The organism is Burkholderia sp. Bp8992 (genome assembly GCF_003853705.1).
Taxonomy (GTDB): Bacteria; Pseudomonadota; Gammaproteobacteria; order Burkholderiales; family Burkholderiaceae; genus Burkholderia.
Genome location: NZ_QTQI01000010.1, coordinates 109,676 through 132,997, shown reverse-complemented (window position 1 = coordinate 132,997; position 23,322 = coordinate 109,676). Strand labels below are relative to the sequence as shown.

Genomic DNA, 23,322 nt, shown 5'->3' with positions numbered 1-23,322 from the left:
ATGGAAAACAAATCACATGCGTTCTGGGCCGGCCTGTTCACGATCGCGCTGACGCTCGCGATCGCGGGCACCGTGTTCTGGTTCAACGTCGACCGCACCGTGCGGGTGCCGTACGACCTGCTCGCGCGCACCAACGTGACGGGGCTGTTCCCGGACGCGGCCGTGCGCTTTCGCGGCCTCGACGTCGGCAAGGTGCAGTCGATCGGCTTCGATCGCACGCATCCGGGCCAGATCCGGATCCGGATCCTCGTCGATCACGATGCGCCGATCACGCAGTCGACCTACGGCAGCCTCGGGTTCCAGGGCGTGACGGGCATCGCGTTCGTGCAGCTCGAGGATACGGGGCGCGACCTGGCGCCGCTGCCGTCGTCGCCGAAGGCGATCGCGCAGATCCCGATGCGGCCGAGCCTGTTCGACCAGATCCAGGAGCGCGGCGACGTGCTGCTGCGGCAGCTCGAACTGGCCGCCAAGAGCGCGAACGCGCTGATGTCGCCCGAGATGCGCGAGCAGTTGCGTGCGACGGCCGAAAGCCTGCAGCACGCGGCCGATGGCGCGGCAACGCTGACGAAGCAGCTCGGCCCGGCAGTCACCGCGCTGCCGGAAACGATGCACGAGGTGAACCGCGCGATGGCGTCGGCGAACACGCTGCTGCAGCCGAACGGGCCGCTCGTGTCGAACCTGAACAAGGCCGGCACGGCCGCCGAGCAGGTCGGCGTCGCGCTGAACGACCTGAACGCGCGCGTGCAGTACGACACGCTGCCGCGTTTCAATTCGCTGGCCGGCAGCGTCGGCGATGCGTCGCGGCAATTGAAGGACGTGGCCGGTGAACTCGGCCGCAATCCGCGCAGTCTGTTGTTCGGTTCGCCCGGCGCGGCGCCGGGGCCCGGCGAAGCGGGCTTCGTCTGGCCGGGTGCGACGGCCGGCAAGTGAGACACGGCAGCAGTTCATCGATCGTCCGGCCGGAAGGCCGGACATGACGCCCATCGAAACCGGAAACATCATGCAGGAACACGCCATGCCACGAATCCTTGACCGCGCGCTGCGTCCCGCCGCGGCCGCGCTTGCCGTGCTGACGCTCGCGCTGGCGGCCGGCTGCGCCGACAACAGCGCGGTGCTGTCGAATGTCCGCTACGACCTCGGGCCCGCATCGTCGGTGGTGACGGCCGGTTCCGGCCCCGCGCTGAAGGTGCTCGACGTCGCCGCGCCCGATGCGCTCGATTCGGACAAGTTCGCGTACCGCCTCGCGTACGCGGATGTGCAGCACGTGGCCGTCTATCGCGACAGCCGCTGGACCGCGCCGCCCGCGCAACTGCTCACGCAGCGGCTGCGCGGCGCGCTGTCGTCGCGCGGCGCGGTGCTCGAAGGGTCCGACGGCGTGCGCGCGCCGACCCTCAAGGTCGACCTGAACGAATTCGAGCAGGTGTTCGACGGGCAGTCGCAGAGCCACGGCGCCGTCACCGCACGCGCGACGTTGACGCTCGACGGCAAGGTGCTCGGCCAGCGCACGTTCGTCGCGCGCGCGCCGTCGAGCACGCCGGACGCGGCCGGCGGCGCCCGCGCGCTCGCAGCCGCGAGCGACGAGCTCGTGTCGCAGATCGCCGCGTGGGCCGGCATGCAGGCGTACGCGGGCACCCCGTGACGCGCGCCGCGCAGCCGCGATGAGTGCGACCGGCACGCATCGCGCATCGCCGCTCGCGCGGCAGGCCTTCGCCGCTTACGCGGCGCTGGTCGTCTACGCGTCGCTGTATCCGTTCGAAGGCTGGGTGTCGCTCGGCATCGGGCCGTTCGACTACCTGTTCGCGCCGATGCAGCGCTATGTGACCGCGTTCGACGTGGTCACGAACGTGCTCGGCTACCTGCCGTTCGGCGCGCTCGGCGTGCTCGCGCTGCACCCGCGCTGGCGCGGCGTGACCGCGACGCTGATCGCGGGCGTGCTCGGCGTCCTGCTGTCGGGCTCGATGGAAGCGCTGCAGACCTACCTGCCGACGCGTATCGCGTCGAATCTCGATCTCGGCGCCAACGCGCTCGGTGCGCTGCTGGGGGCGGCGCTCGTCGCACCGGCCACGGGCGCGCTGCTCGACCGCGGCGCGCTGCGCCGGCTGCGCTTCGCGTGGTTCGAGGCCGACGGCGCGACGCCGCTGCTGCTCGCCGCGCTGTGGCCGTTCGCGATCCTGTTTCCGTCGCCGTTCCTGTTCGGCATCGGCGACTGGCCGGCCGCGCTGTGGGAACGCGCCGACGCGTCGATGCAGGGCGCGCTGCTCGCGTGGCTACCGGCCGCGTGGCAGGTCAGCGAATGGCCCGAGCGCGTCGACGGCTGGCTGTCCGATTCCGCGTGGGAGGCGACGCTCGGCGGGCTGATGCTGTTCGCCGCGCTGGCGGTCGCGTCGCTCGCGATGCGGCCGCGCGCGCCGCGCATCCGGCTGCTGATCGCGCTCGTCGTGGCGACGCTCGTGCTGAAGGCGGCCGCGACGTTCATGCAGTCGGCCACCGGCCTCGTCGTCGTATGGGCGACGCCCGGCGCGCGGCTCGGCATCGAGCTCGGCTTCGCCGCGGCGCTCGTCGCGCTGCGCGTGCCGGAGACGTGGCGTGCAACGCTCGCGGCACTCGCGCTGCTGGCCGGCGTGGCGCTCGTGAACCTGCTGCCGGTCAATCCGTTCTTCGACTTCACGCTGTCGGGCTGGCGGCAGGGGCGTTACGTGCACTTCAACAGCATCGCGCGCTGGCTCGCGTGGATCTGGCCCTACGCGGCGCTGATCTGGCTCGGCCAGCGCGTCGAGCGCGCGTGGCTGCCGGCCGCGCTGCGCCGCTGACGCGGCGGTCCGGGCCGTGCGGCGGCGGCCGTATCGCGGGCAGCCGCGCGCGCCGGTCGCTATAATCTTCGGCATCCTCCGTTGCCGCGCGCAACGGCAATCGCTCCTCTTTCCGCACGGCCTCGCGCCGGGCCGCTCGCCATCATCATGGATTCCTACTACCAGCACCACGTCTTCTTCTGCCTGAACCAGCGCGAACCGGGCGCCGAACGCCCGAGCTGCGCGCAATGCGACGCGCAGACCATGCAGGAATACGCGAAAAAGCGCGTGAAGGAACTCGGCCTCGCGGGGCCCGGCAAGGTCCGCATCAACAAGGCCGGCTGCCTCGATCGCTGCGAGGAAGGGCCCGTGATGGTCGTGTATCCGGAAGGCACGTGGTACACGTACGTCGACCGGGCCGACATCGACGAGATCGTCGAATCGCACCTGCGCGACGGCAAGGTCGTCGACCGCCTGAAGATCTGAGCGGGCCGGTCGAATGAACGTACATACGCAGAAATCGCTGATCGCGGGCCCGGTCGGGCAGATCGAAATCGCGGTCGACCTGCCTGACGCCGTGCGCGAGGATGGCGCCGCGCCGCGCGGCATCGCGCTCGTCGCGCATCCGCATCCGCTGTTCGGCGGCACGATGGACAACAAGGTTGCGCAGACGCTCGCGCGCACGCTCGTGCAATTGAACTATGTCGTCTACCGGTCGAACTTCCGTGGCGTCGGTGCGACCGAAGGCGTGCACGACAACGGTACCGGCGAAGCCGACGACCTCGTGGCGGTGCTCGCGCACATGCGCGCGCAGCCCGCGTACGCGGACCTGCCGCTCGTGCTCGCGGGCTTCTCGTTCGGCACCTTCGTGCTGTCGCACGTCGCCAAGCGGCTGCGCGACGCGGGCGAGTCGATCGAGCGGATGGTGTTCGTCGGTACGGCCGCGAGCCGCTGGCAGGTGGCCGACGTGCCCGAGAACACGCTCGTGATCCACGGCGAAACCGACGACACGGTGCCGATCGCGTCGGTGTACGACTGGGCGCGGCCGCAGGAACTGCCGGTGGTCGTGATCCCCGGCGCCGAGCATTTCCTCCACCGCAAGCTGCACGTGCTGAAGCGCATCATCGTCGACGCGTGGCGCTAGCCCGCGGGCAAGCGCCGGCGTCCCGTCGCACGCACCGGCACCCGGCCGGATGATGCGTGCCGCTTCCCGAAACCTCGCGCGACATCGCGCCGCACCGCGCGGCGCGTCGCTTGCCGCACGACGGCGCAACCCGACTTGCACGCGGCCTGCGCATGCCTTTCGCGCGGCTTCGAGCGCGCTTGCCCGCAACCTGCTCGCGCTATCCTCCCGAAGCCGCTGCGCGGCCGTGCGGCGCCAGGTTCGCGAAAACGCCCTGCGCGGCCACGTATAATGGCCGCATTCCGCGTCGCCCGCGGCCCGGCTGGGCCCATGCGGCGCTCGTTTCGCCGCCTGTCCGCCCGCTCGCGACGGCCGCGAACCGAACGCCTCCGCACGAGTCCAACCGGCGCGTTTCGCGCCGCCCGACGTTGTCGGGCGCGTGCCCGGAACGCCCGCCGCCTTGCCGTTCAACCCTGCGCGTTTCGCACCGCACTTTCTGCCATCAGCCTGAATCGATCATGCGTCTGTCTTCCCAAGGCCTCAAGTCCCTCGCTTCCTCCATCGCCTTCGGCACCGCCGCGCGCAACGTCGCGCTCGGCGTGATGCTGCCTGTCGCGCTCGCGTCGACGATCGTCGTCGCCGAGGCGAAGCCGGCCGCCAAGGCCAAGGCCGCGCATGCGGCGCCGGCCGCCGCCGAGCAGTTCACCGGCGCGCCCGCGACCTACATGCCGGGCGCGGTGCCGCCGCCGGGCGTGAACGCACGCTCGTGGGTGCTCGTCGACGCGACCAGCAACACGGTGCTCGCGTCGGGCAATGCGGATGAACGCGTCGAGCCTGCGTCGCTGACGAAGCTGATGACCGCATACCTCGTGTTCGAGGCGCTCGACAAGAAGAAGATCTCGATGGAGCAGATCGTCACGCCGAGCGAAGCGGTGCGCCGCGTCGGCCGCGACGAGTCGCGCATGTTCATCGAGGCGAACAAGCCGGTGTCCGTGCACGACCTCGTGTACGGGATGATCATCCAGTCGGGCAACGATGCCGCGATCGCGCTGGCCGAGCTCGTCGGCGGCAGCGAAGGGCAGTTCGTCACGCTGATGAACGCCGAGGCGCAGCGCCTCGACATGAAGGGCACGCACTTCGCCGACGTGAACGGCATGCCCGACCCGAACCACTACACGACGGCCGGCGACCTCGCGAAGCTGTCGGCCCACCTGATCCGCGATTTTCCGCAGTACTACAGCATCTTCTCGGAGAAGGAATTCAAGTACAACAACATCCGCCAGGGCAACCGCAACCGCTTGCTGTGGCTCGACCCGACGGTCGACGGCCTGAAGACCGGCCATACGCAGGCGGCCGGCTACTGCCTGATCGCATCGGCGAAGCGCGCGATCCCGGGTGTCGACGGCCAGCGCCGCCTGGTGTCGGTGATGATGGGTGAGCAGAAGGAAGGCGAGCGCACGCAGGACAGCATGAAGATGCTGAACTACGGCTACAGCGCGTTCGATTCGGTGCGCCTGTTCAAGGGCGGCCAGGCGATCTCGACGCCGCGCCTCTACAAGGGCAAGGAAAACACCGTGCAGGTCGGCGTGAAGGGCGACCAGTGGGCGACCGTGCCGCGCGGCCTCGGCGACAAGGTCAAGACCGAAGTCGTCGTGAACGCGCCGCTGATCGCGCCGCTCGCGGAAGGCCAGCAGGTCGGCACCGTGAAGATCGTCGCCGACGGCAAGACGCTGTCGGAATTCCCGGTCGTCGCGCTGCAGGCCGTGCCGGAAGCGGGTATCTTCGGGCGTATCTGGGACTCGATCCTGCTGATGTTCAGCAAGAAGAAGTAAGCACGACGGGCCTTTGTTTTCACGACTTCATCCCCATCTGTCATTGCCATGAGCCAAGCCGAATTCGAACCGATCGTCTACCTCAGCGTCTCGGCGCAGGAGGAACTGGTGCCGCTGTCCGAAGCCCGTGTGCCGGTGCTCGACCGCGGGTTCATCTTCGGCGATGGCGTGTATGAAGTCGTCCCCGTCTATGCGCATGACGGCGCGCACGTGCCGTTCCGGATCGAGCAGCACCTGGAGCGGCTCGCGCGCAGCCTGAAGAAGATCGGCATCGACAATCCGCACGACGCGGCCGGCTGGCGCGCGCTGATCGAGCGCGTGGTCGCGGCGAATGCCGAAGGCCTCGGCGACGGCAACGCGCTCGTCTACCTGCAGGTGACGCGCGGCGTCGCGAAGCGCGGCCACGCGTTCCCCGCGAACGCGGTGCCGACGGTGTTCGCGATGACGAGCCCGCTGCGCCTGCCGTCGGCAGAAGAGCGCGCGAAGGGCGTGCGCTGCGTGACGGCCGAGGATCGCCGCTGGCTGCATTGCGACATCAAGTCGATCTCGCTGCTCGGCAACGTGCTGATGGCGCAGCATGCGGCCGAACGCGATGCGTTCGAGACGCTGCAGTTGCGCGACGGCTACCTGACCGAAGGCTCGTCGTCGAACGTATGGATCGTGAAGAACGGCGAGCTGTTCGCGCCGCCGCGCAGCAACAAGATCCTCGAAGGGATCCGCTACGCGCTGGTCGAGCAGCTGGCCGACGAATGCAAGATCCCGTTCGTCGCGCGCGAGATCAGCGAAGTGGAGTTGCGCGCGGCCGACGAGATCATGATCACGTCGGCCACGAAGGAAGTGCTGCCTGTCACGTCGCTCGACGACCTGCCCGTCCAGGGCGGCAAGCCGGGCCCCGTGTTCGCGGCGCTGTATGACGCGTACCAGCGTGCGAAGGCACGCGAGTTTGAACAGTTTGACCTAACCCGGAGAAAATGATGAGCGAACCGACCAAAACCATCGAGGTGACCGGCGCGATCGATACCCGGAAGGAGTCGCTGCTGGAGTTTCCGTGCGATTTCCCGATCAAGATCATGGGCAAGGCGCACCCCGAATTCAAGGACACGATCTTCAAGGTCGTGGCCGTTCACGACAACGAGATCGATGTCGAGAAGATCGAGGAGCGTGCATCGAGCGGCGGCAATTACACGGGCCTCACGATCACCGTGCGGGCAACGAGCCAGGAACAGCTCGACAATATCTACCGCGCACTGACCGGCCATCCGATGGTCAAGGTCGTGCTCTGAGCGGCCGCCCTGGCGGCCCGGGGATCAGCGCGAACGGCCGCTGATCCCTTTCCATCCTCCTTCCAGCGCACACTCGGCGGGGCATTTCCCCGCCGCGCGCCGCGCGTCCAGTTCTTCGCACATCCGCTTGTATTCCACGACCTGCTCGAGCAGCCAGGTCCTGAACGCCTGCACGCGCGGCGTGTTCAAAACCGGCGGCGGACACACGAAAAAGTAGTGCCACGGGCTCTGCCCGTCGATGTCGAACAGGCGCACGATGCGCCCGTCGAGCAGATCGTGCACCGCGAGCGAGCGGCGCACCAGCGCGATGCCCTGGCCGTCGATCGCGGCCAGCAGCAGGTTCGACGAATCCTGGTACAGGATCCCCCGTTTCGGTTCGGTCAGCGTGTCGAGCCCGGCCGCGTCGAACCACGGCCGCCACAGCTCGTCGTCCGAGCGCAGCAGGTTGTAGTGCACGAGATCGGCGGGCGTCTGCGGCAGCTTGCCGCCGTTCAGCGTCGGCGCGCACGCCGGAAAGAACACCTCCTCGAACAGCGGCTCGACATGCAGGCCCGGATAGGTGCCTCCGCCGAAGCGGATCGCGAGATCGACGTCGTCGCGCGCGAAATCGGTGAGCGAATTGGTCGACTGCAGCTCGACGTCGATCTCCGGATGCCGCTCGATGAACGTGCCGATGCGCGGCGTGATGAAGCGCGCGGCGAACGACGACAGCATCGACACCACGAGCCGCCGGTCGCGGTCGCTGGCGCGCACGTCGCGCGTCGCGTCGGCGATCACCATCAGCGCGGTGCGGATCTGCTGCGCGTAGCGCATGCCGGCATCGGTCAGGCACAGCCGCTTGCCGTTGCGCGTGAACAGCTGCACGCCCAGCTCTTCCTCGAGCGCGCGCACCTGGTGGCTGACCGCGCCGTGCGTGACGAACAGCTCGTCGGCGGCGCGCGAGAAATTCTCGTGACGGGCAGCGGCTTCGAACGCACGAACGGCGTTCAGCGCGGGTAGCTGTCGGAGGTCCATTTGCTAATTTTCCTCACATCGACGTGAAAATTGGTCGTTTTGTCAGACGCCTTGAAGTGACTACGATTGTAGCCATCGAAGCACTTTTTGGCGGAGTCGATCATGCAAGAAATTTCCTCAAGCATCACGTTCGAAATCCCCGTGGGCGAAACCGTGCCGATGAAGGTGCAACGCAGCACGCGGCTGATCGTTCAATGCGGGCCGGTGTGGGCCACGCGCAGCGACGACGTCGACGACTACTTCCTGGTCGATGGCGAGACGCTGAAGCTGCGCCGCGGCGAGCGGCTGTGGCTCAGCGCGGAAGGGCGCGAGGGCGCGCGCGTCGCGTTCTCGGTGTCGCGGCCGCCCAAGGAAGTCGCGCTCGGCGGGCTGGCACGGCTGCGCGAACGCGTGAGCGCACTGCTGCACGACGGCTGGCGCACGGTCTGACCTTCGTTTCGTCCGACGGATACTGACAATCCGTCCCTTTCCTGGCCCGGCGAGACCCATGGGTTTTCGGTAAACTACCGCCCATGTCCGTTTCGCCGGTTTTCATCGTGTCCACGCCTGTCGCCGTTTCCGCATCACCCGCCGGAGCCCCGGATCAGCCGGCCCAGCCGGTCACCGTGCGCTGGCGGGGCCTCGAGGCCTACGAGACGAGCTTCGACGCGATGCGCGCGTTCACCGACACGCGCACGGCTGACACCGGCGACGAGATCTGGGTGGTCGAACATCCGCCCGTCTACACGCTCGGCCAGGCCGGCGACCCGGCCCACCTGCTGGTGGCCGACAGCGGCGTGCCGCTCGTGAAGGTCGACCGCGGCGGGCAAATCACCTACCACGGCCCCGGCCAGATCGTCGTCTACCTGCTGCTGGACCTGCGCCGGCGCAAGCTGATGGTGCGCACGCTCGTGACGAAGATCGAGGAGGCCGTGATCGAAACCCTCGCGGCGTATAATCTCGCTTCGGTCCGCAAGGCGGGCGCGCCCGGGATCTACGTGGCGTCCGGCGTGCATGAGGGCGCGAAAATCGCGGCCCTCGGCCTGAAGATCCGCAACGGCTGCAGCTATCACGGGCTGAGCCTGAACGTGAAGATGGATCTGCGCCCGTTTCTTGCGATCAACCCGTGCGGCTATGCCGGACTGGAAACTGTCGACATGGCGAGCCTCGAGGTTGCCGCCGACTGGAACGACGTCGCCCACACGCTGGTGCGCCGTCTGATCGCCAACCTCGACGGCGCATCCGCGGCCGCCGACAAGCCGCAGGCACTGGAACAATCGAATGACTGACGTTACCGCTTCTCCCGCACCGGCCGATTCGGCCGCCCCCGCTGCGTACGATCCGACCGCCAAGCAGAAGGCGCAGGCGAAGACGGCGCGCATCCCGATCAAGGTCATTCCGATCGAGAAGCTGAAGAAGCCCGAGTGGATCCGCGTGAAGGCGGCCACCGGCAGCTCGCGCTTCAACGAGATCAAGACGATCCTGCGCGAGCACAACCTGCATACGGTGTGCGAGGAAGCGAGCTGCCCGAACATCGGCGAATGCTTCGGCAAGGGCACCGCGACGTTCATGATCATGGGCGACAAGTGCACGCGCCGCTGCCCGTTCTGCGACGTCGGCCACGGCCGTCCCGATCCGCTCGACGCGGACGAACCGAAAAACCTCGCACGCACGATCGCCGCGCTCAAGCTCAAGTACGTGGTGATCACGAGCGTCGACCGCGACGACCTGCGCGACGGTGGCGCCGCTCACTTCGTCGAGTGCATCCGCGAAGTGCGCGAGCAGTCGCCGGAAACGCGCATCGAGATTCTCACGCCGGACTTCCGCGGCCGTCTCGACCGCGCGATCTCGATCCTGAACGCCGCGCCGCCCGACGTGATGAACCACAACCTCGAAACGGTGCCGCGCCTGTACAAGGAAGCGCGTCCGGGTTCGGACTACGCGCATTCGCTGAAGCTGCTGAAGGATTTCAAGGCGCAGCATCCGGACGTCGCGACGAAGTCGGGCCTGATGGTCGGCCTCGGCGAGACCGAAGAGGAAATCCTGCAGGTGATGCGCGACCTGCGCGCGCACGACGTCGACATGCTGACGATCGGCCAGTACCTGCAGCCGTCCGAACACCACCTGCCGGTGCGTGCTTACGTGCATCCGGATACGTTCAAGATGTACGAGGAAGAGGCGTACAAGATGGGCTTCACGCACGCGGCCGTCGGCGCGATGGTGCGGTCGAGCTATCACGCCGATCTGCAGGCGCATGGGGCCGGGGTGGTCTGAGCGTCCTCGCTTCGTCGTCTTCGGACGAACCTGGAAAAGCCCGCAGCGATGCGGGCTTTTTCGTTGGTGCGGCGGCCATCCGCGCCGCCGCACGGCAATCGCCAGCCGACCGGACGCGCAATCCAGTCGAGCATGAAAAGCAAAGCTGAAACGGCATCGATAGCTTCGCAGGATAAGTTCGCTCCCGCCGCGCGCAAAGCTCGTAAAGTCGGCTCTCCCGCAGCAATGCCCGCATTCCGAAGGAGAGCCGCATGTCCCGTTTCAGCTTCATCCGCCGCGCCGTCGTTGCGCTGACCGCCTTTGCCGCGCTCGGCGCGGCGCACGCCGAATCGCGCGAAGTCGTGATCGCGTACCAGGACATGGTCGTGCCGTGGCGCTACGCGCAGGCGAGCGGTGAAGTCGAAAAGGCGACCGGCTACAAGGTCACGTTCCGCAAGCTCGACAGCGGCGCCGACGTGATCCGCGCGCTCGCGTCGGGCTCCGTGCAGCTCGGCGAAGCCGGGTCGAGCCCGATCGCGGCCGGCCTGTCGCAGGGGCTCGACATCTCGCTGTTCTGGGTGCTCGACAACATCAACGACGCCGAGGCGCTCGTCGCGCGCAACGGCTCGGGCGTCACGACCATCGCGGCGCTCAAGGGCAAGAAGATCGGCGTGCCGTTCGTGTCGACGTCGCACTTTCACACGCTCGTCGCGCTGCAGGCCGCGGGCGTCAATCCGAACGACGTGAAGATCGTCAATCTGCGTCCGCCCGAAGTCGCGGCCGCATGGACGCGCGGCGACATCGACGCGACCTATATCTGGGATCCGGTGCTCGCGAAGGTCAAGCAATCGGGCACCGTGCTGACGACGTCGGGCCAGGTTGCGAAAGAAAGTGGCAAGGCAACCTTCGACGGCTTCGTCGTGAGCCGCAAGTTCGCGCGCGAGAACCCCGAGTTCGTCACGCGTTTCGTGAAGGTGCTCGCGGCGGCAGACGCCGACTACCGCGCGCATGCGGCGGCGTGGAAGGTCGGTTCGCCGCAGGTCGCGGCGGTCGCGAAGGTGTCCGGCGCGAACGCGCAGGACGTGCCGGCCAGCCTCGCGCTCTACGCATTCCCGACGGCGGCCGAACAGGCATCGCCGACGTGGCTCGGCGGCGGCGCGCAATCGGGCGCCGCGAAGTCGCTCGCGGCCACGGCCACGTTCCTCAAATCGCAAGGCACGATCCAGACGGTGCTGTCCGACTATTCGGCCGGCGTCGATCCGCAGTTCGTGCAGAAGGCCGCGCGCTGAGCGCGGCGATTCAGCCCACTCACTCATCGCGGAGCCCCGATCATGAGCACACTGGAAGTCCGTCAGGTGTCGGTCGCCTATCCGGGCGAGCGCGGCAGGCCGACGACGCAGGCGCTCGCGCGCGTCGACCTGCGCATCGATGCCGGCGAGTTCGTCGTCGCGCTCGGCGCATCCGGGTGCGGCAAGACCACGCTGCTGAACTGCATGGCCGGCTTCGTCGCGCCGACGACCGGCGACGTGCGCGTCGACGGCGTGCCGGTCACGGGCCCCGGCGCCGATCGCGGTGTCGTGTTCCAGAAATACGCGCTGCTGCCGTGGCTCGACGTGCTCGACAACGTCGCGCTCGGGCTGCGTTTCGCGCGCGTGTCGAAGGCCGAGCGTGAAGCGCGCGCGAGAGAGATGCTCGCGCTCGTCGGTCTGGAGCGCCACGCGCAGGCGCGCGTGTACGAGCTGTCGGGCGGGATGCAGCAGCGCGTCGGCATCGCGCGTGCACTTGCGAGCGATCCGCGCGTGCTGCTGATGGACGAGCCGATGGGCGCACTCGACGCGATGACGCGCGGCACGATGCAAGCGCTCGTGCTCGACGTGTGGGCGCGTACCGGCAAGACGGTGTTCTTCATCACGCACGATGTCGAGGAGGCGCTGTTCCTTGCGACGCATCTCGTCGTGATGACGCCGGGCCCCGGACGCATCGCGGAAACCTTCGAGCTGCCGTTCGCGCGGCGCTATGTCGAATCGCGCGATGCGCGCGCGGTGAAGTCGTCGCCGGATTTCATCGCGTGGCGCGAGCGGCTGATCGCGTATCTGCATCGCGACGAGGCGGTCGCGGAGCCTGCGTGATGGGCGAACTCGCGCGGCACGGTGCGTCCGTCGGGCGTGGCCGGAACAGTACTTTGCACAGGCAGGACAGCATGAGCACGCAGGATTCGTGGACGGCCGATCGCACGGACGCAGGTGTCGAACCGGGCGATCGCACGCAGCCTCAGGCGGCGTTGGGTCGCACGCCGTCGTCGCGCCGTTACCGGCTGCCGGGACAAGGGAAGACCGCAGGGCTGAGCGCGGCGACGGTCGCGGTGCTGGCCGTGCTGTGGTGGGTCGCGACGCATTTCCAGTGGCTGCCGCCGCTGTTCCTGCCCGCGCCGGAAGCGGTGTGGGCAGCCTTCGTCGACGCGTGGCACGGCCGTATCCAGGGTGGCCTGCCGCTGTCCGAACATCTGTTGTGGAGCGCCGCGCGCGTGTTCGGCGCGTTCGCGCTCGCGACCGCGATCGGCGTGCCGGCCGGCATCCTGATGGGTGTGAGCCGCATCGCGCGCGGCGTGCTCGATCCGCTGCTGGAGTTCTACCGGCCGCTGCCGCCGCTCGCTTACCTGCCGCTCGTCGTGATCTGGTTCGGCATCGACGAAACGGCGAAGCTCGTCGTGATCTTCCTCGCGTGCTTCGCGCCGATCGCGATGGCCGCGCGCGCCGGCGTGCGCGCGGCGACGGTCGAGCAGATCAACGCCGCGTATTCGCTCGGCGGCAGTTTCGCGCAGATCGTGCGTCACGTGGTGCTGCCGGCCGCGCTGCCGGAGATCCTCACGGGGCTGCGGATCGCGATCGGGTTCGGCTGGACGACGCTCGTCGCGGCCGAGATGGTCGCCGCGACGGCCGGGCTCGGGCAGATGGTGCTCAACGCATCGAGCTTCCTGCGCACCGATATCGTCGTGATGGGCATCCTGATCATCGGCGCGATCGCGTGGCTGTTCGATCTGGCGATGCGGTGGGTCGAGCGGCGGGTGGTGCCGTGGAAGGGGAGAGGGTAGGCAGGGCGCTGCGTGACCAGTCGAATCGACGGCGTATTCAGATGTGTTGATGGACGACGGTCAGCGGTCGACCGTATGCCGCACCGAATTCGGCGATGAACGCATCGCTCAGCAGCCAGTTCTGGAAGCAGAAGCCAAGATTGCCGAATGCCCATCGCGGCTCATAGCGCCATCGGGTCATCGGTTGTCGGTGTCCGCATACGCCGCAGGTCAGCGGGGCGTCGTCGTCGCCGTCGAACCAGTTCGAAATCGCGATGCCCCATGCGTTGCCAAGCGATGTCTGTTCGGCATCGCAGGCCGGGCAGAAGACCTCTAGGCCGCCGCCGCCAGCGTCGAAGACACGTCGCTCCACGACGATCTCCAGCCAGTTAGGAATCGATGGCGGCAAATGCGCGTTGGCATCGCATGCGCTCGCATAATGCGGGCCGAGCGGATAACCGACGTCGTCGATTTCCGCCAGATCACCTGCTTCCATTCCGTAGGTTCGGAAGTCGTCGCGATACAGGTCGCCGACTCGCGTCGCCGCGCCGACGATCCCGCGTGCCTGCAGCCACGCGATCATGCGCTGCGCCTCGGCGGGTGCTTCAGCGAGCGAAACCACCGGATCGACCAGATAGGTGAAGTTGTCGCTCACCGCCCTCATTCCCCCATCGCCACGCCTTCCCGCCGCGGATCCGCGCCGCCGAACCACACCGTCTGCCCCTGCACGTTTAGCCGCTGGATTCCCTGCAGCCCCGAGTTCATCTCGACGACCCGCACGTCGTGCCCGCGGCCCTTGAGCCCGTCGGCGAGCGCCTCCGACACGCGGCCGCGTTCCAGCTGGGTCGGCCCGTTCATCGACCCGAAATTCGGCAGCGCGATCGCCTGCTGCATCGTCATGCCCCAGTCGAGCACGCCGACCAGCGTCTTCGCGACGTGATTGATGATCGCGGGGCCGCCGGCCGAGCCGACGATCATCGTCACCTGTTTCGTCTTCTTGTCGAACACGAGCTCCGGCGACATCGCCGAGCGCGGCCGCTTGCCCGGCTGCACGCGGTTCGCGACCGGCCGGCCGTTGTCGTTCGACACGAACGAGAAGTCGGTGAGCTGGTTGTTCAGCATGAAGCCGCGCACCATCAGCCGCGAGCCGAACGCATCCTCGACGCTCGTCGTCATCGACAGCGCCTGGCCGTAACGGTCGACGATCGCGATGTCGGATGTCGACGGCAGTTCGGGGCTGCGGTCGTCGGCCATCGCGAGCGTCGCGCCCTGCGGCGCGCCGGCCTGCGCGACGCCCATGCTGCTGTCGCCGATCAACCGCGCGCGCTGCGCGAGATAGGTCCTGTCGGTGAGACTCGCCCAGCTGCCGCCCGGCAGCGGCACGAAATCGGGATCGGCGACATAACGCGCGCGGTCCGCATACGCGAGGCGCCCGGCCTCGCTGAACAGGTGCGCGGCGAACGGCGTCGGCTCGTAGCCGACATCGTTGCGCACCGGCTTCTGCGCGCCGATCTGCTGCCAGTCGGGCATCGCCTCGAGGATGCCGAGCATCTGCGCGATCGCGAGGCCGCCCGACGACGGCGGCGGCATCCCGCACACGACCGAGCGCCGGTAGTCGGCGCACAGCGGCGTGCGCACCTTCGCTTTGTAGCGCGCGAGATCCTGCAGCGACAGCAGGCCCGGATTGGTCGGGTGCTTGCGCACCTTCGTGACGATGTCGCGCGCGATCGCGCCGCTGTAGAACGCATTCGCGCCGCGGTCGGCGACCTGGCGCAGCACGGTCGCGAGCGCGGGGTTCTTCAGCACGGTGCCGGCGGCTTTCGGCGTGCCGTCCGCGTTGTAGAAGTACGCGCGGGCGGCCGGGTCGTTGCTCAGGTACTTGTCGTTCGCGATCAGCATCGCGAGCCGCGGGCTGATCGTGAAGCCGCGCTCGGCAAGCCGGATGGCCGGCTGGAACAGCCGGCGCCACGGCAGCTTGCCGTGCGCGCGATGCGCGGCGTCGAGCATGCGCAGCACGCCCGGCGTGCCGACCGAGCGCCCGCCGACGACGCCTTCGTAGAAGCCCATCGGCTGACCGGTCGGCCCGTAGAACAGCCGGTCGGTCGCGGCGGCCGGCGCGGTCTCGCGCCCGTCGTAGGCCTGCGTCGCCTTGCCGTCGAAGTACAGCATGAACGCGCCGCCGCCGATCCCCGACGACTGCGGCTCGACGAGCGCGAGCACCATCTGCGTCGCGATCGCCGCGTCGATCGCGGTGCCGCCGGCCTTCAGCATGTCGTAGCCGGCCTGCGTCGCGAGCGGGTTCGCGGCCGCGATCATGAAGTGCTGCGAGGTCCAGCCCGCCTTGTCGGTCCAGCCGGACGACAGTTCCGGCGCGTGCACGCCCGGCAGCGGGACGGCCGCGCCCGAGGCGGCGGCGACCGGGACGACGGCGCCCGACGGCGTGGACGGGGACGTGCAGCCGGCGTTGAACGCGACGAGCGCGACGGCGGCAAGCAGCGTCCAGGGACGCGAAGACGGGCGAATCCGGTCGAACATCGAACCCTCGGCAGCAGTGAATTCAAAGGAGGCAATGGCGCCGGCGCCACGCGGCTGCCGGCCCCGGCGCGCTATTGTCGCCGCGTGGCCGGCGGCTTGTCATCCGACAGAAAACCCTGACGAATCCCGCCTGGCCCGCCCCGGCCGGTCTTTCCGGCCTGTTCGAGGATGAACTCTATGAACGTCGACGTCGCGCGCGTGTGATGCCGGTTCGGCATGTAGAGCATGTACATGTGCGTGCCGAAGATGCTGAGCCGGTACGCGTCGAGCGACGTGACGACGGTGCCGCGCCGCATGTCGTCCTGCATCACGTAGTCGGGCACGATGCCGACGCCGATCCCCGCGAGGATCGCCTGGCGCAGGAACAGGAAGTTCTCCGAAATCAACGTGGGTTCGAGCAGCACCTCGTGGCGCTCGTCGCCGAGATACGCGGCGATCCGCAACTGCCGGCCCATCACCGTCGCGGTGACGACCGGCGCGGCGGCCAGCGCGCCGAGGCTCGACGGCATCCCGTGCGCGGCGGCGAACGCGGGCGACGCGCACGCGACGTAGCGCACCGCGCCCATGTCGCGCGCGACGAGGTTCTGCGGCGGCTCGGACATCACGCGGATCGCGATGTCGACTTCGTCGCGCATCAGGTCTTCCACGCGATTCTCGAACACGACGTCGAGCACGATGCCCGGGTGCAGCCGCTTGAACGCGAGCAGCCATTCCGACATCACCATCTGCCCGTAGCCGCTCGGCACCGACAGCCGCACGCGGCCCTGCAGGTCCTGGCCGAGCGTCGTCACCGATTCCTGCGCGGCCAGCAGCTCGTTGCGGATGCGCCGGCCGTGCTCGTACAGCTTCAGCCCGATCTCGGTCGGCTCGATGCGCCGCGTCGTGCGCCGCACGAGCTGCTGGCCGATCGAGCGCTCGAGCTGGTTCAGCCGGTAGCTGACGTTCGCGCGGCTCATCTTGAGCCGCTGCGCGGCCTTGCTGAGATTGCCGGCGTCGAGGATCTCGACGAGCAGCGTCAGCGCGTTCAGGTCCATGCCGGTGTCTCCTGATCCGTCCCGTTTAACGGTCGGAAAGCATTCAGTGTCAAGTCAGACTTGACAGCTTGTAAAAGCGGGAGGGAATTGTCAATGAATCTCGATCAATCGAGAATCGAGTCATGCCCGGCAACCACGCCGGACCGTTTCCCGCGCCGCCCGAACCGGCTCGCGCACCGGCGCTGCTGGCCGGGCCCGGCCGTTTCCCGCCGCCCGGCGCACCGCACTACTGGAGACACGATGAATTCCACTGCTTCCCCCGCCAGCCCGACGGCCGGCACCGTCACGCGCGAGCGCCGCGACAAGGTGCTGGTCGTCACGATCGACCATCCGCCCGTCAATGCGTTGTCCGCCGACGTGCGGCGCGGCCTGGCCGACGCGCTCGACGCCGCGCAGGCCGACGACGCGATCCGCGCGGTGCTGATCGTCGGCGCCGGCCGCAACTTCATCGCGGGCGCCGACATCCGCGAATTCGGCAAGCCGCCGGTGCCGCCGTCGCTGCCCGACGTGTGCGAGCGGATCGAGTCGAGTGCGAAGCCGGTCGTGGTCGCGCTGCACGGCGCGACGCTCGGCGGCGGCCTCGAAGTCGCGCTGGCCGCGCATTACCGGCTCGCCGTACCCGGCGCGAAGCTCGGGCTGCCCGAAGTCACGCTCGGCCTCCTGCCCGGTGCGGGCGGCACGCAGCGCGCGCCGCGCCTGATCGGCGCGAAGGCCGCGCTCGACCTGATGCTGACGGGCCGCCATGCGAGCGCCGAGGAGGCGCTCGCGCTCGGCCTGGTCGACCGCGTCGCGCACAGCGACGACACGCTCGCCGAAGGGCTCGCCTACGCGCAGGAGCTCGTGTCGCTCGGCGCACCGGTGCGCCGTACGCGCGACGCGCAGGGCCTCGCCGATCGTGTGGCCGCGCAGGCTGCGATCGACGCGGCGCGCGCGGAGCTGCCGAAGAAATCGCGCGGCCTCTTCTCGCCGGCGAAGATCGTCGACGCGGTCGAGGCCGCGCTCACGCAGTCGTTCGACGCGGGGATGAAGTTCGAGCGCAGCCTGTTCCTGCAATGCATCGACAGCCCGCAGCGCGCGGGCCTCGTGCATGCGTTCTTCGCGGAGCGCGAAGCGGCGAAGGCGCCCGAGGCGCGGCGCGCGAGCGCGCGGCCGGTCGAGCGGATTGGCGTGGTCGGCGGCGGCACGATGGGCGCGGGCATCGCGGTCGCGGCGCTCGACGCCGGGCTGCCGGTGACGATGATCGAACGCGACGAAGCGTCGCTCGCGCGCGGCCGTGCGCACGTCGAGAAGGTGTACGACGGCCTCGTCGCGAAAGGGCGGATGACGCCGGCCGCGCATGCGGCGCGGCTCGCGCGCTTCAAGGGCAGCACGTCGTACGACGCGCTCGCGCAGGCCGACGTCGTGATCGAGGCCGTGTTCGAGGACATGGCCGTGAAGCAGGCCGTGTTCGCCGAGCTCGCACGCGTGTGCAAGCCGGGCGCGGTGCTCGCGACCAACACGTCGTATCTCGACATCGACGCGCTGGCCGCGAGCATCGACCGGCCGGCCGACGTGATCGGCCTGCATTTCTTCTCGCCGGCCAACGTGATGAAGCTGCTCGAGATCGTGGTGCCGAAGCGCGTGAGCGCGGACGTCGTCGCGACCGCGTTCGCGCTGGCGAAGCAACTGAAGAAGACGCCGGTGCGGGCAGGCGTATGCGACGGCTTCATCGGCAACCGGATCCTCGCCGTCTATCGCACGGCGGCCGACTACCTGATGGAAGACGGTGCGTCGCCGTACCAGATCGATCGCGCGGTGCGCGAATTCGGCTTCCCGATGGGCCCGTTCCAGGTCGTCGACCTCGCGGGCGGCGACATCGGCTGGGCGACCCGCAAGCGCCGCGCGGCGACGCGCGACCCGCGCGCACGCTACGTCGAGATTTCCGACCGGCTGTGCGAGCGCGGCTGGTTCGGGCAGAAGACGTCGCGCGGCTACTACCTGTACCCGGACGGCGCGCGCGTCGGCACGCCCGACCCGGAAGTCGAAGCGATCGTCGCGGAAGAGCGTGCGAAGAAGGGCGTCACGCCGCGCACGTTCACCGACGACGAGATCCTGCGCCGCTACCTCGCCGCGATGATCAACGAAGGCGCGAACGTCGTGCACGAGAAGATCGCGCTGCGTCCGCTCGATGTCGATGCGGTGTTCCTGTACGGCTACGGCTTCCCGCGCTATCGCGGCGGCCCGATGCACTACGCGGACACGGTCGGCCTCGCGAACGTGCTTGCCGACATCCGCGCGTTCGCGAAGGAAGACCCGCTGTTCTGGAAGCCGTCGCCGCTGCTCGTCGATCTCGTCGCGCGCGGTGCGGATTTCGCGAGCCTGAACCGCGTCGACTGAACGCCAACCGCATTCGCAACGGAACGAAGATGGACCTCGATTTCACTCCCGAAGAGGAAGCCTTCCGCACGGAAGTGCAGCGCTTCCTGCAAGCCGAACTGCCCGCGCGCATCGCGCGCAAGGTGAAGGGCGGCCTGCACCTCACGCGCGACGACATGCGCGAATGGCACGCGATCCTCCACGCGCGCGGCTGGCTCGCGAGTCACTGGCCGGCCGAATACGGCGGCCCCGGCTGGAGCGTCGCGCAGAAGTTCCTGTTCGACAACGAATGCGCGCTCGCGGGTGCGCCGCGCATCGTGCCGTTCGGCGTGAACATGCTCGGCCCCGTGCTGATCAAGTACGGCAACGAAGCGCAGAAGCGCCACTGGCTGCCGCGCATCCTCGACGGCACCGACTGGTGGTGCCAGGGCTACTCGGAGCCGGGTGCCGGCTCCGATCTCGCGGCGGTGAAGACGAGCGCGGTGCGCCATGGCGATCACTACGTCGTGAACGGCCAGAAGACGTGGACCACGCTCGGCCACTACGCGAACATGATCTTCTGCCTCGTGCGCACCGCGACCGACGTGCGCAAGCAGGAAGGCATCAGCTTCCTGCTGATCGACATGAATACGCCCGGGGTCGAGGTCCGCCCGATCATCACGCTCGACGGCGAGCACGAGGTGAACGAGGTGTTCTTCACCGACGTGCGGGTGCCGGTGGAGAACCTCGTCGGCGAAGAGAACCGCGGCTGGACCTACGCGAAGTACCTGCTCACGTACGAGCGCACCAATATCGCGGGGATCGGGTTCTCGACGGCCGCGCTCGAGCGGCTGCGCGCGGTCGCGGCGACAGTCACGAAGAACGGCAGGCCGCTCGCGGACGATCCGTTCTTCGCGGCGCGCATCGCGCGGGTCGAGATCGAACTCGAGAACATGCGCACGACCAACCTGCGCGTGCTGGCCGCGGTCGCGGGCGGCGGCGCACCGGGCGCGGAAAGCTCGATGCTGAAGATCCGCGGCACGCAGATCCGCCAGGAGATCACCGCGCTGATGCGGCGCGCGATGGGGCCGTACGCGCAGCCGTTCGTCGAGGAAGCACTCGATGCCGACTGCGACAGCGAGCCGGTCGGCCCGGACGACGCCGCGAGCGCCGCGCAGCAGTACTTCAACAACCGGAAGCTGTCGATCTTCGGCGGCTCGAACGAGATCCAGAAGAACATCATCGCGAAGATGATGCTCGGGCTGTAACGAGGGACGCGACGATGGATTTCCAGCACACAGAAGACCGCCGGATGCTGGCGGACACGTTGAACCGCTTCATCGCCGAACAGTACGCGTTCCCGGTGCGCGACCGCATCGCGCAGTCGGCTGAAGGCTTCGATCGCGCGATGTGGCGGCGCTTTGCCGAACTCGGCACGGTCGGCGCGCTGTTTGCCGAAGCCGACGGCGGCTTCGGCGGCGCGGGCTTCGACATCGCCGTGGTGTTCGAATGCCTCGGGCGCGGGCTCGTCGTCGAGCCGTTCCTCGGCGCGCTGCTCGCGGGCCGCGCGCTGGCGCTCGCCGGCGGCGATGCGCACCGCGACAGGCTCGCCGCGCTGATCGACGGCAGCGCGAGCGCCGCGTTCGCGCACGACGAACCGGGCTCGCACTACGAACTGACGACCGTGCGCACGCGCGCCGAACGCACGGGCGACGGCTGGGTGCTGACGGGCGCGAAGGGCGTCGTCGACCAGGCGGCGCAGGTGGCGTTCTTCGTCGTCAGCGCGCGCGTGTCGGGGCAGGACGACGATGCGGCCGGCATCGGCCTGTTCGTCGTGCCGGCCGATGCGCCGGGCCTGTCGCTGCGCGACTACCGGAAGATCGACGGCGGCCGCGCGGCCGAGGTGCGCTTCGAGGGCGTCGCGCTGCCGGCCGATGCGGCGCTCGGTGCGCCGGATGCACACAATGGCGAAGCGGGCGTCGAACTGCTCGAACGCGTGCTCGGCTACGGGCTGCTCGCGCTGTCGGCGGAAGCGCTCGGCGCGATGGATGTCGCCAAGGAGCACACGCTCGAGTACCTGCGCACGCGCAAGCAGTTCGGGCTGCCGATCGGCAGCTTCCAGGCGCTGCAGCACCGGATGGCCGACCTGCTGCTCGAAGTCGAGCAGGCGCGCTCGGCGGTGATCAACGCGGCCGCGCAGCTCGACGCGCCGCGCGCGGTGCGCGAACGCGCGCTCGCGGCCGCGAAATACAGCATCGGCCGGATCGGCACGCTCGTCGCCGAGGAGAGCATCCAGCTGCACGGCGGGATCGGGATGACGTGGGAGCTGCCGCTGTCGCACTACGCGAAGCGCCTCGTGATGATCGACCACCAGCTCGGTGATGAAGATCATCATCTCGCGCGCTACATCGCGCTGTCGAAACAGTAAAGGCGCGCAGCGCGAATGGAGGAGACAAGGATGACGAACGAACCGCGCGCGTTGCCGCTGGCCGGCGTGAAGGTGCTCGATTTCTCGCGCGTGCTGGCAGGCCCGTGGTGCGCGATGGTGCTCGCCGATTTCGGCGCGGAAGTGATCAAGGTCGAGCATCCGGCGCGCGGCGACGATACGCGCGACTGGGGGCTGCGGATCGGCGATACCGAAACCACCTATTTCAACAGCGTGAACCGCAGCAAGCGGTCGATCTGTCTCGACCTGCAGACCGAAGAAGGGCGGCGGCTCGCACGCGAGCTCGCCGCGCAGGCCGACGTGGTGCTTCACAACTTCAAGTTCGGCGGCGCGGAAAAACTCGGCCTCGGCTACGACGCGCTGGCCGAACTGAATCCGCGCCTCGTGCACTGCGCGATCTCAGGCTACGACCGTTCGGGCGCCGAAGCCGCGCGGCCCGGCTACGACCTCGTCGTGCAAGGCGAGGCCGGGCTGATGGCGCTGAACGGCGAGGCTGGCCAGCCGCCGCTGAAGTTCGGCGTCGCGGCAGTCGACCTGTTCACCGGCATGTATTCGGCGCAGGCGATCCTCGCCGCGCTGTACGAACGCCACGCCACCGGGCGCGGGCGCCGCATCGAGATGGCGCTGTTCGACTGCGGGCTGATGATCACCGCGTACTACGGGCTCGACGCGCTGCTGATGGGCGAAGATCCGCCGCGCTACGGCAATGCGCATCCGTCGATCGTGCCGTACGGCGTGTTCGACGCGGCCGACGGCCCGCTCGTGATCACGGTCGGCAACAACACGCAGTTCGCACGCTTTTGCGATGCGATCGAGCGGCCCGATCTCGCCGCGGACGAACGCTACAAGACCAACCTCGGCCGCTCGGAGAATCGTGCGGACCTGCTGCCCGAGATTCGTCGCGAACTGGCACGCCGGTCACGCGCGACGCTGCTCGCCGCGCTCGCCGATGCGGGCATCCCGTGCGGCGAAGTGCTCGGGCTGCATGAAGCGCTGACGTCCGAACGTGCAACGCGCGCCGGGCTCGTCACGCGGCAGCCGCATCCGGTCGCGGGCGACGTCGACGTGCTCGCGCCGCCGTACCGCTTCGACGGCGCGCGGCTGCCGGTGCGCGGAGCGCCGCCGGTGCTCGGCGCCGATACGGAGGCGGTGCTCGGCGGCTGGCTCGGGATGTCGCCCGGCGAGGTCGCAAGGTTGCGGGCGGATCGCGTCGTGTAGATCGCTTGTTCCGCCGCGGCGCGGGCGGGGCAGTGGAGGCGCGCCGACCATTCCACAAAACACTGCTCGCCATGACGAGCTGGAAATGGAGACAACATGGAGCTTTCCGTCATCGAATCGGTCACGGCGCGCCGCGACTACCAGCAGCTCGTGCGTGCACGGCGCCGCTTCAGCTTCACGCTCACGGCACTGATGATCGCCACGTACTACGGCTTCATCCTGCTCGTCGCGCTCGCGCCGCACGTGCTCGCGGCGCCGCTGTACCGCGGCGCGACGACGACGGTCGGGATCGCCGCGGGCGTCGCGATCATCCTGGTCGCGATCGGCCTGACCGCGTGCTACGTGCTGCGCGCGAACCGTGCGTTCGACCGCCGCGTCGACGCGATCCTGCAACGTCCGTGACGGGGGCCGA

General features: G+C 68.8%; 23 protein-coding genes. 19 read left to right on the top strand and 4 right to left on the bottom strand.

Going from position 1 to position 23,322, the window contains the following annotated elements; genetic code table 11:
• The 8 genes from DIE03_RS16885 (at window position 1) to DIE03_RS16850 (ending at window position 7,027) form a co-directional block, all read left to right on the top strand.
• Complete coding sequence (locus DIE03_RS16885) at window positions 1–930, top strand: MlaD family protein (RefSeq protein WP_124452226.1); 930 nt, start codon at window positions 1–3, stop codon at window positions 928–930.
• Between the two features lie 85 nt (window positions 931–1,015).
• Window positions 1,016–1,639, top strand: coding sequence for an ABC-type transport auxiliary lipoprotein family protein (locus DIE03_RS16880; protein ID WP_124452224.1), 624 nt, complete (start codon window positions 1,016–1,018; stop codon window positions 1,637–1,639).
• A gap of 19 nt (window positions 1,640–1,658) precedes the next feature.
• Window positions 1,659–2,810 (top strand): VanZ family protein, encoded by a 1,152-nt coding sequence (locus tag DIE03_RS16875; RefSeq protein WP_124452222.1) that lies wholly within the window; start codon window positions 1,659–1,661, stop codon window positions 2,808–2,810.
• A gap of 147 nt (window positions 2,811–2,957) precedes the next feature.
• Window positions 2,958–3,275: a ferredoxin gene (locus tag DIE03_RS16870; protein ID WP_045567109.1), complete on the top strand. Its 318-nt coding sequence runs from the start codon at window positions 2,958–2,960 to the stop codon at window positions 3,273–3,275.
• A gap of 13 nt (window positions 3,276–3,288) precedes the next feature.
• Window positions 3,289–3,933, top strand: a complete 645-nt coding sequence (locus tag DIE03_RS16865; RefSeq protein WP_124452220.1) for an alpha/beta hydrolase — start codon at window positions 3,289–3,291, stop codon at window positions 3,931–3,933.
• Between the two features lie 497 nt (window positions 3,934–4,430).
• Window positions 4,431–5,744 (top strand): D-alanyl-D-alanine carboxypeptidase family protein, encoded by a 1,314-nt coding sequence (locus DIE03_RS16860; protein ID WP_124452218.1) that lies wholly within the window; start codon window positions 4,431–4,433, stop codon window positions 5,742–5,744.
• Between the two features lie 48 nt (window positions 5,745–5,792).
• Window positions 5,793–6,719, top strand: coding sequence for a D-amino acid aminotransferase (locus DIE03_RS16855; RefSeq protein WP_124452216.1), 927 nt, complete (start codon window positions 5,793–5,795; stop codon window positions 6,717–6,719).
• Complete coding sequence (locus tag DIE03_RS16850; RefSeq protein ID WP_011353335.1) at window positions 6,719–7,027, top strand: YbeD family protein; 309 nt, start codon at window positions 6,719–6,721, stop codon at window positions 7,025–7,027. The genes DIE03_RS16855 and DIE03_RS16850 overlap by 1 nt, the downstream gene beginning before the upstream one ends.
• Before the next feature lie 24 nt (window positions 7,028–7,051).
• Here the strand turns inward: DIE03_RS16850 and DIE03_RS16845 are convergent, their stop codons facing one another.
• Window positions 7,052–8,041 (bottom strand): transcriptional regulator GcvA, encoded by a 990-nt coding sequence (locus DIE03_RS16845; protein WP_124452215.1) that lies wholly within the window; start codon window positions 8,039–8,041, stop codon window positions 7,052–7,054.
• Between the two features lie 102 nt (window positions 8,042–8,143).
• On the opposite strand from DIE03_RS16845, the gene DIE03_RS16840 reads away from it, so the two are divergent.
• The 6 genes from DIE03_RS16840 (at window position 8,144) to DIE03_RS16815 (ending at window position 13,364) form a co-directional block, all read left to right on the top strand.
• Window positions 8,144–8,470, top strand: coding sequence for a DUF2917 domain-containing protein (locus tag DIE03_RS16840; RefSeq protein WP_124452213.1), 327 nt, complete (start codon window positions 8,144–8,146; stop codon window positions 8,468–8,470).
• Between the two features lie 83 nt (window positions 8,471–8,553).
• Entirely contained in the window at window positions 8,554–9,309 is a 756-nt protein-coding gene (gene lipB / locus DIE03_RS16835; RefSeq protein WP_124452212.1) for a lipoyl(octanoyl) transferase LipB, read from the top strand.
• Entirely contained in the window at window positions 9,302–10,294 is a 993-nt protein-coding gene (gene lipA, locus DIE03_RS16830) for a lipoyl synthase (RefSeq protein ID WP_124452210.1), read from the top strand. Before lipB ends, lipA begins: the two co-directional genes overlap by 8 nt.
• 251 nt (window positions 10,295–10,545) lie before the next feature.
• The gene (tauA, locus tag DIE03_RS16825; protein ID WP_124452207.1) at window positions 10,546–11,562 is read left to right on the top strand and encodes a taurine ABC transporter substrate-binding protein; all 1,017 of its coding nucleotides are present in this window, start codon (window positions 10,546–10,548) and stop codon (window positions 11,560–11,562) included.
• Window positions 11,563–11,604: 42 nt separating this feature from the next.
• Window positions 11,605–12,402 carry a taurine ABC transporter ATP-binding protein gene (locus tag DIE03_RS16820; RefSeq protein WP_124452205.1) on the top strand — a complete coding sequence of 266 codons (798 nt, stop codon included), beginning with the start codon at window positions 11,605–11,607 and terminating at the stop codon, window positions 12,400–12,402.
• Window positions 12,402–13,364 carry an ABC transporter permease subunit gene (locus DIE03_RS16815; protein ID WP_124452203.1) on the top strand — a complete coding sequence of 321 codons (963 nt, stop codon included), beginning with the start codon at window positions 12,402–12,404 and terminating at the stop codon, window positions 13,362–13,364. Before DIE03_RS16820 ends, DIE03_RS16815 begins: the two co-directional genes overlap by 1 nt.
• A gap of 37 nt (window positions 13,365–13,401) precedes the next feature.
• Here the strand turns inward: DIE03_RS16815 and DIE03_RS16810 are convergent, their stop codons facing one another.
• The 3 genes from DIE03_RS16810 to DIE03_RS16800 form a co-directional block, all read right to left on the bottom strand.
• On the bottom strand, window positions 13,402–13,998 hold the full coding sequence (locus tag DIE03_RS16810; protein WP_124452202.1) for a hypothetical protein: 597 nt from the start codon (window positions 13,996–13,998) through the stop codon (window positions 13,402–13,404).
• Between the two features lie 5 nt (window positions 13,999–14,003).
• Window positions 14,004–15,878 carry a gamma-glutamyltransferase gene (gene ggt, locus DIE03_RS16805; protein WP_124452200.1) on the bottom strand — a complete coding sequence of 625 codons (1,875 nt, stop codon included), beginning with the start codon at window positions 15,876–15,878 and terminating at the stop codon, window positions 14,004–14,006.
• Window positions 15,879–15,949: 71 nt separating this feature from the next.
• A complete protein-coding gene (locus DIE03_RS16800; RefSeq protein ID WP_124452197.1) occupies window positions 15,950–16,912 on the bottom strand; it encodes a LysR family transcriptional regulator in 963 nt (320 codons plus the stop codon).
• Between the two features lie 240 nt (window positions 16,913–17,152).
• Here DIE03_RS16800 and DIE03_RS16795 point away from each other — a divergent pair, with 240 nt between their 5' ends.
• The 5 genes from DIE03_RS16795 to DIE03_RS16775 all read left to right on the top strand — a co-directional run bounded on the left by DIE03_RS16795 (window position 17,153) and on the right by DIE03_RS16775 (window position 23,312).
• Window positions 17,153–19,288: a 3-hydroxyacyl-CoA dehydrogenase NAD-binding domain-containing protein gene (locus tag DIE03_RS16795; protein WP_124452195.1), complete on the top strand. Its 2,136-nt coding sequence runs from the start codon at window positions 17,153–17,155 to the stop codon at window positions 19,286–19,288.
• Window positions 19,289–19,317: 29 nt separating this feature from the next.
• Entirely contained in the window at window positions 19,318–20,514 is a 1,197-nt protein-coding gene (locus DIE03_RS16790) for an acyl-CoA dehydrogenase family protein (protein WP_124452193.1), read from the top strand.
• Window positions 20,515–20,528: 14 nt separating this feature from the next.
• On the top strand, window positions 20,529–21,674 hold the full coding sequence (locus tag DIE03_RS16785; protein ID WP_124452191.1) for an acyl-CoA dehydrogenase family protein: 1,146 nt from the start codon (window positions 20,529–20,531) through the stop codon (window positions 21,672–21,674).
• A gap of 30 nt (window positions 21,675–21,704) precedes the next feature.
• Window positions 21,705–22,910, top strand: coding sequence for a CaiB/BaiF CoA-transferase family protein (locus DIE03_RS16780; protein ID WP_124452189.1), 1,206 nt, complete (start codon window positions 21,705–21,707; stop codon window positions 22,908–22,910).
• Between the two features lie 96 nt (window positions 22,911–23,006).
• On the top strand, window positions 23,007–23,312 hold the full coding sequence (locus tag DIE03_RS16775) for a DUF485 domain-containing protein (protein ID WP_069620222.1): 306 nt from the start codon (window positions 23,007–23,009) through the stop codon (window positions 23,310–23,312).
• Window positions 23,313–23,322 lie beyond the last annotated feature (10 nt).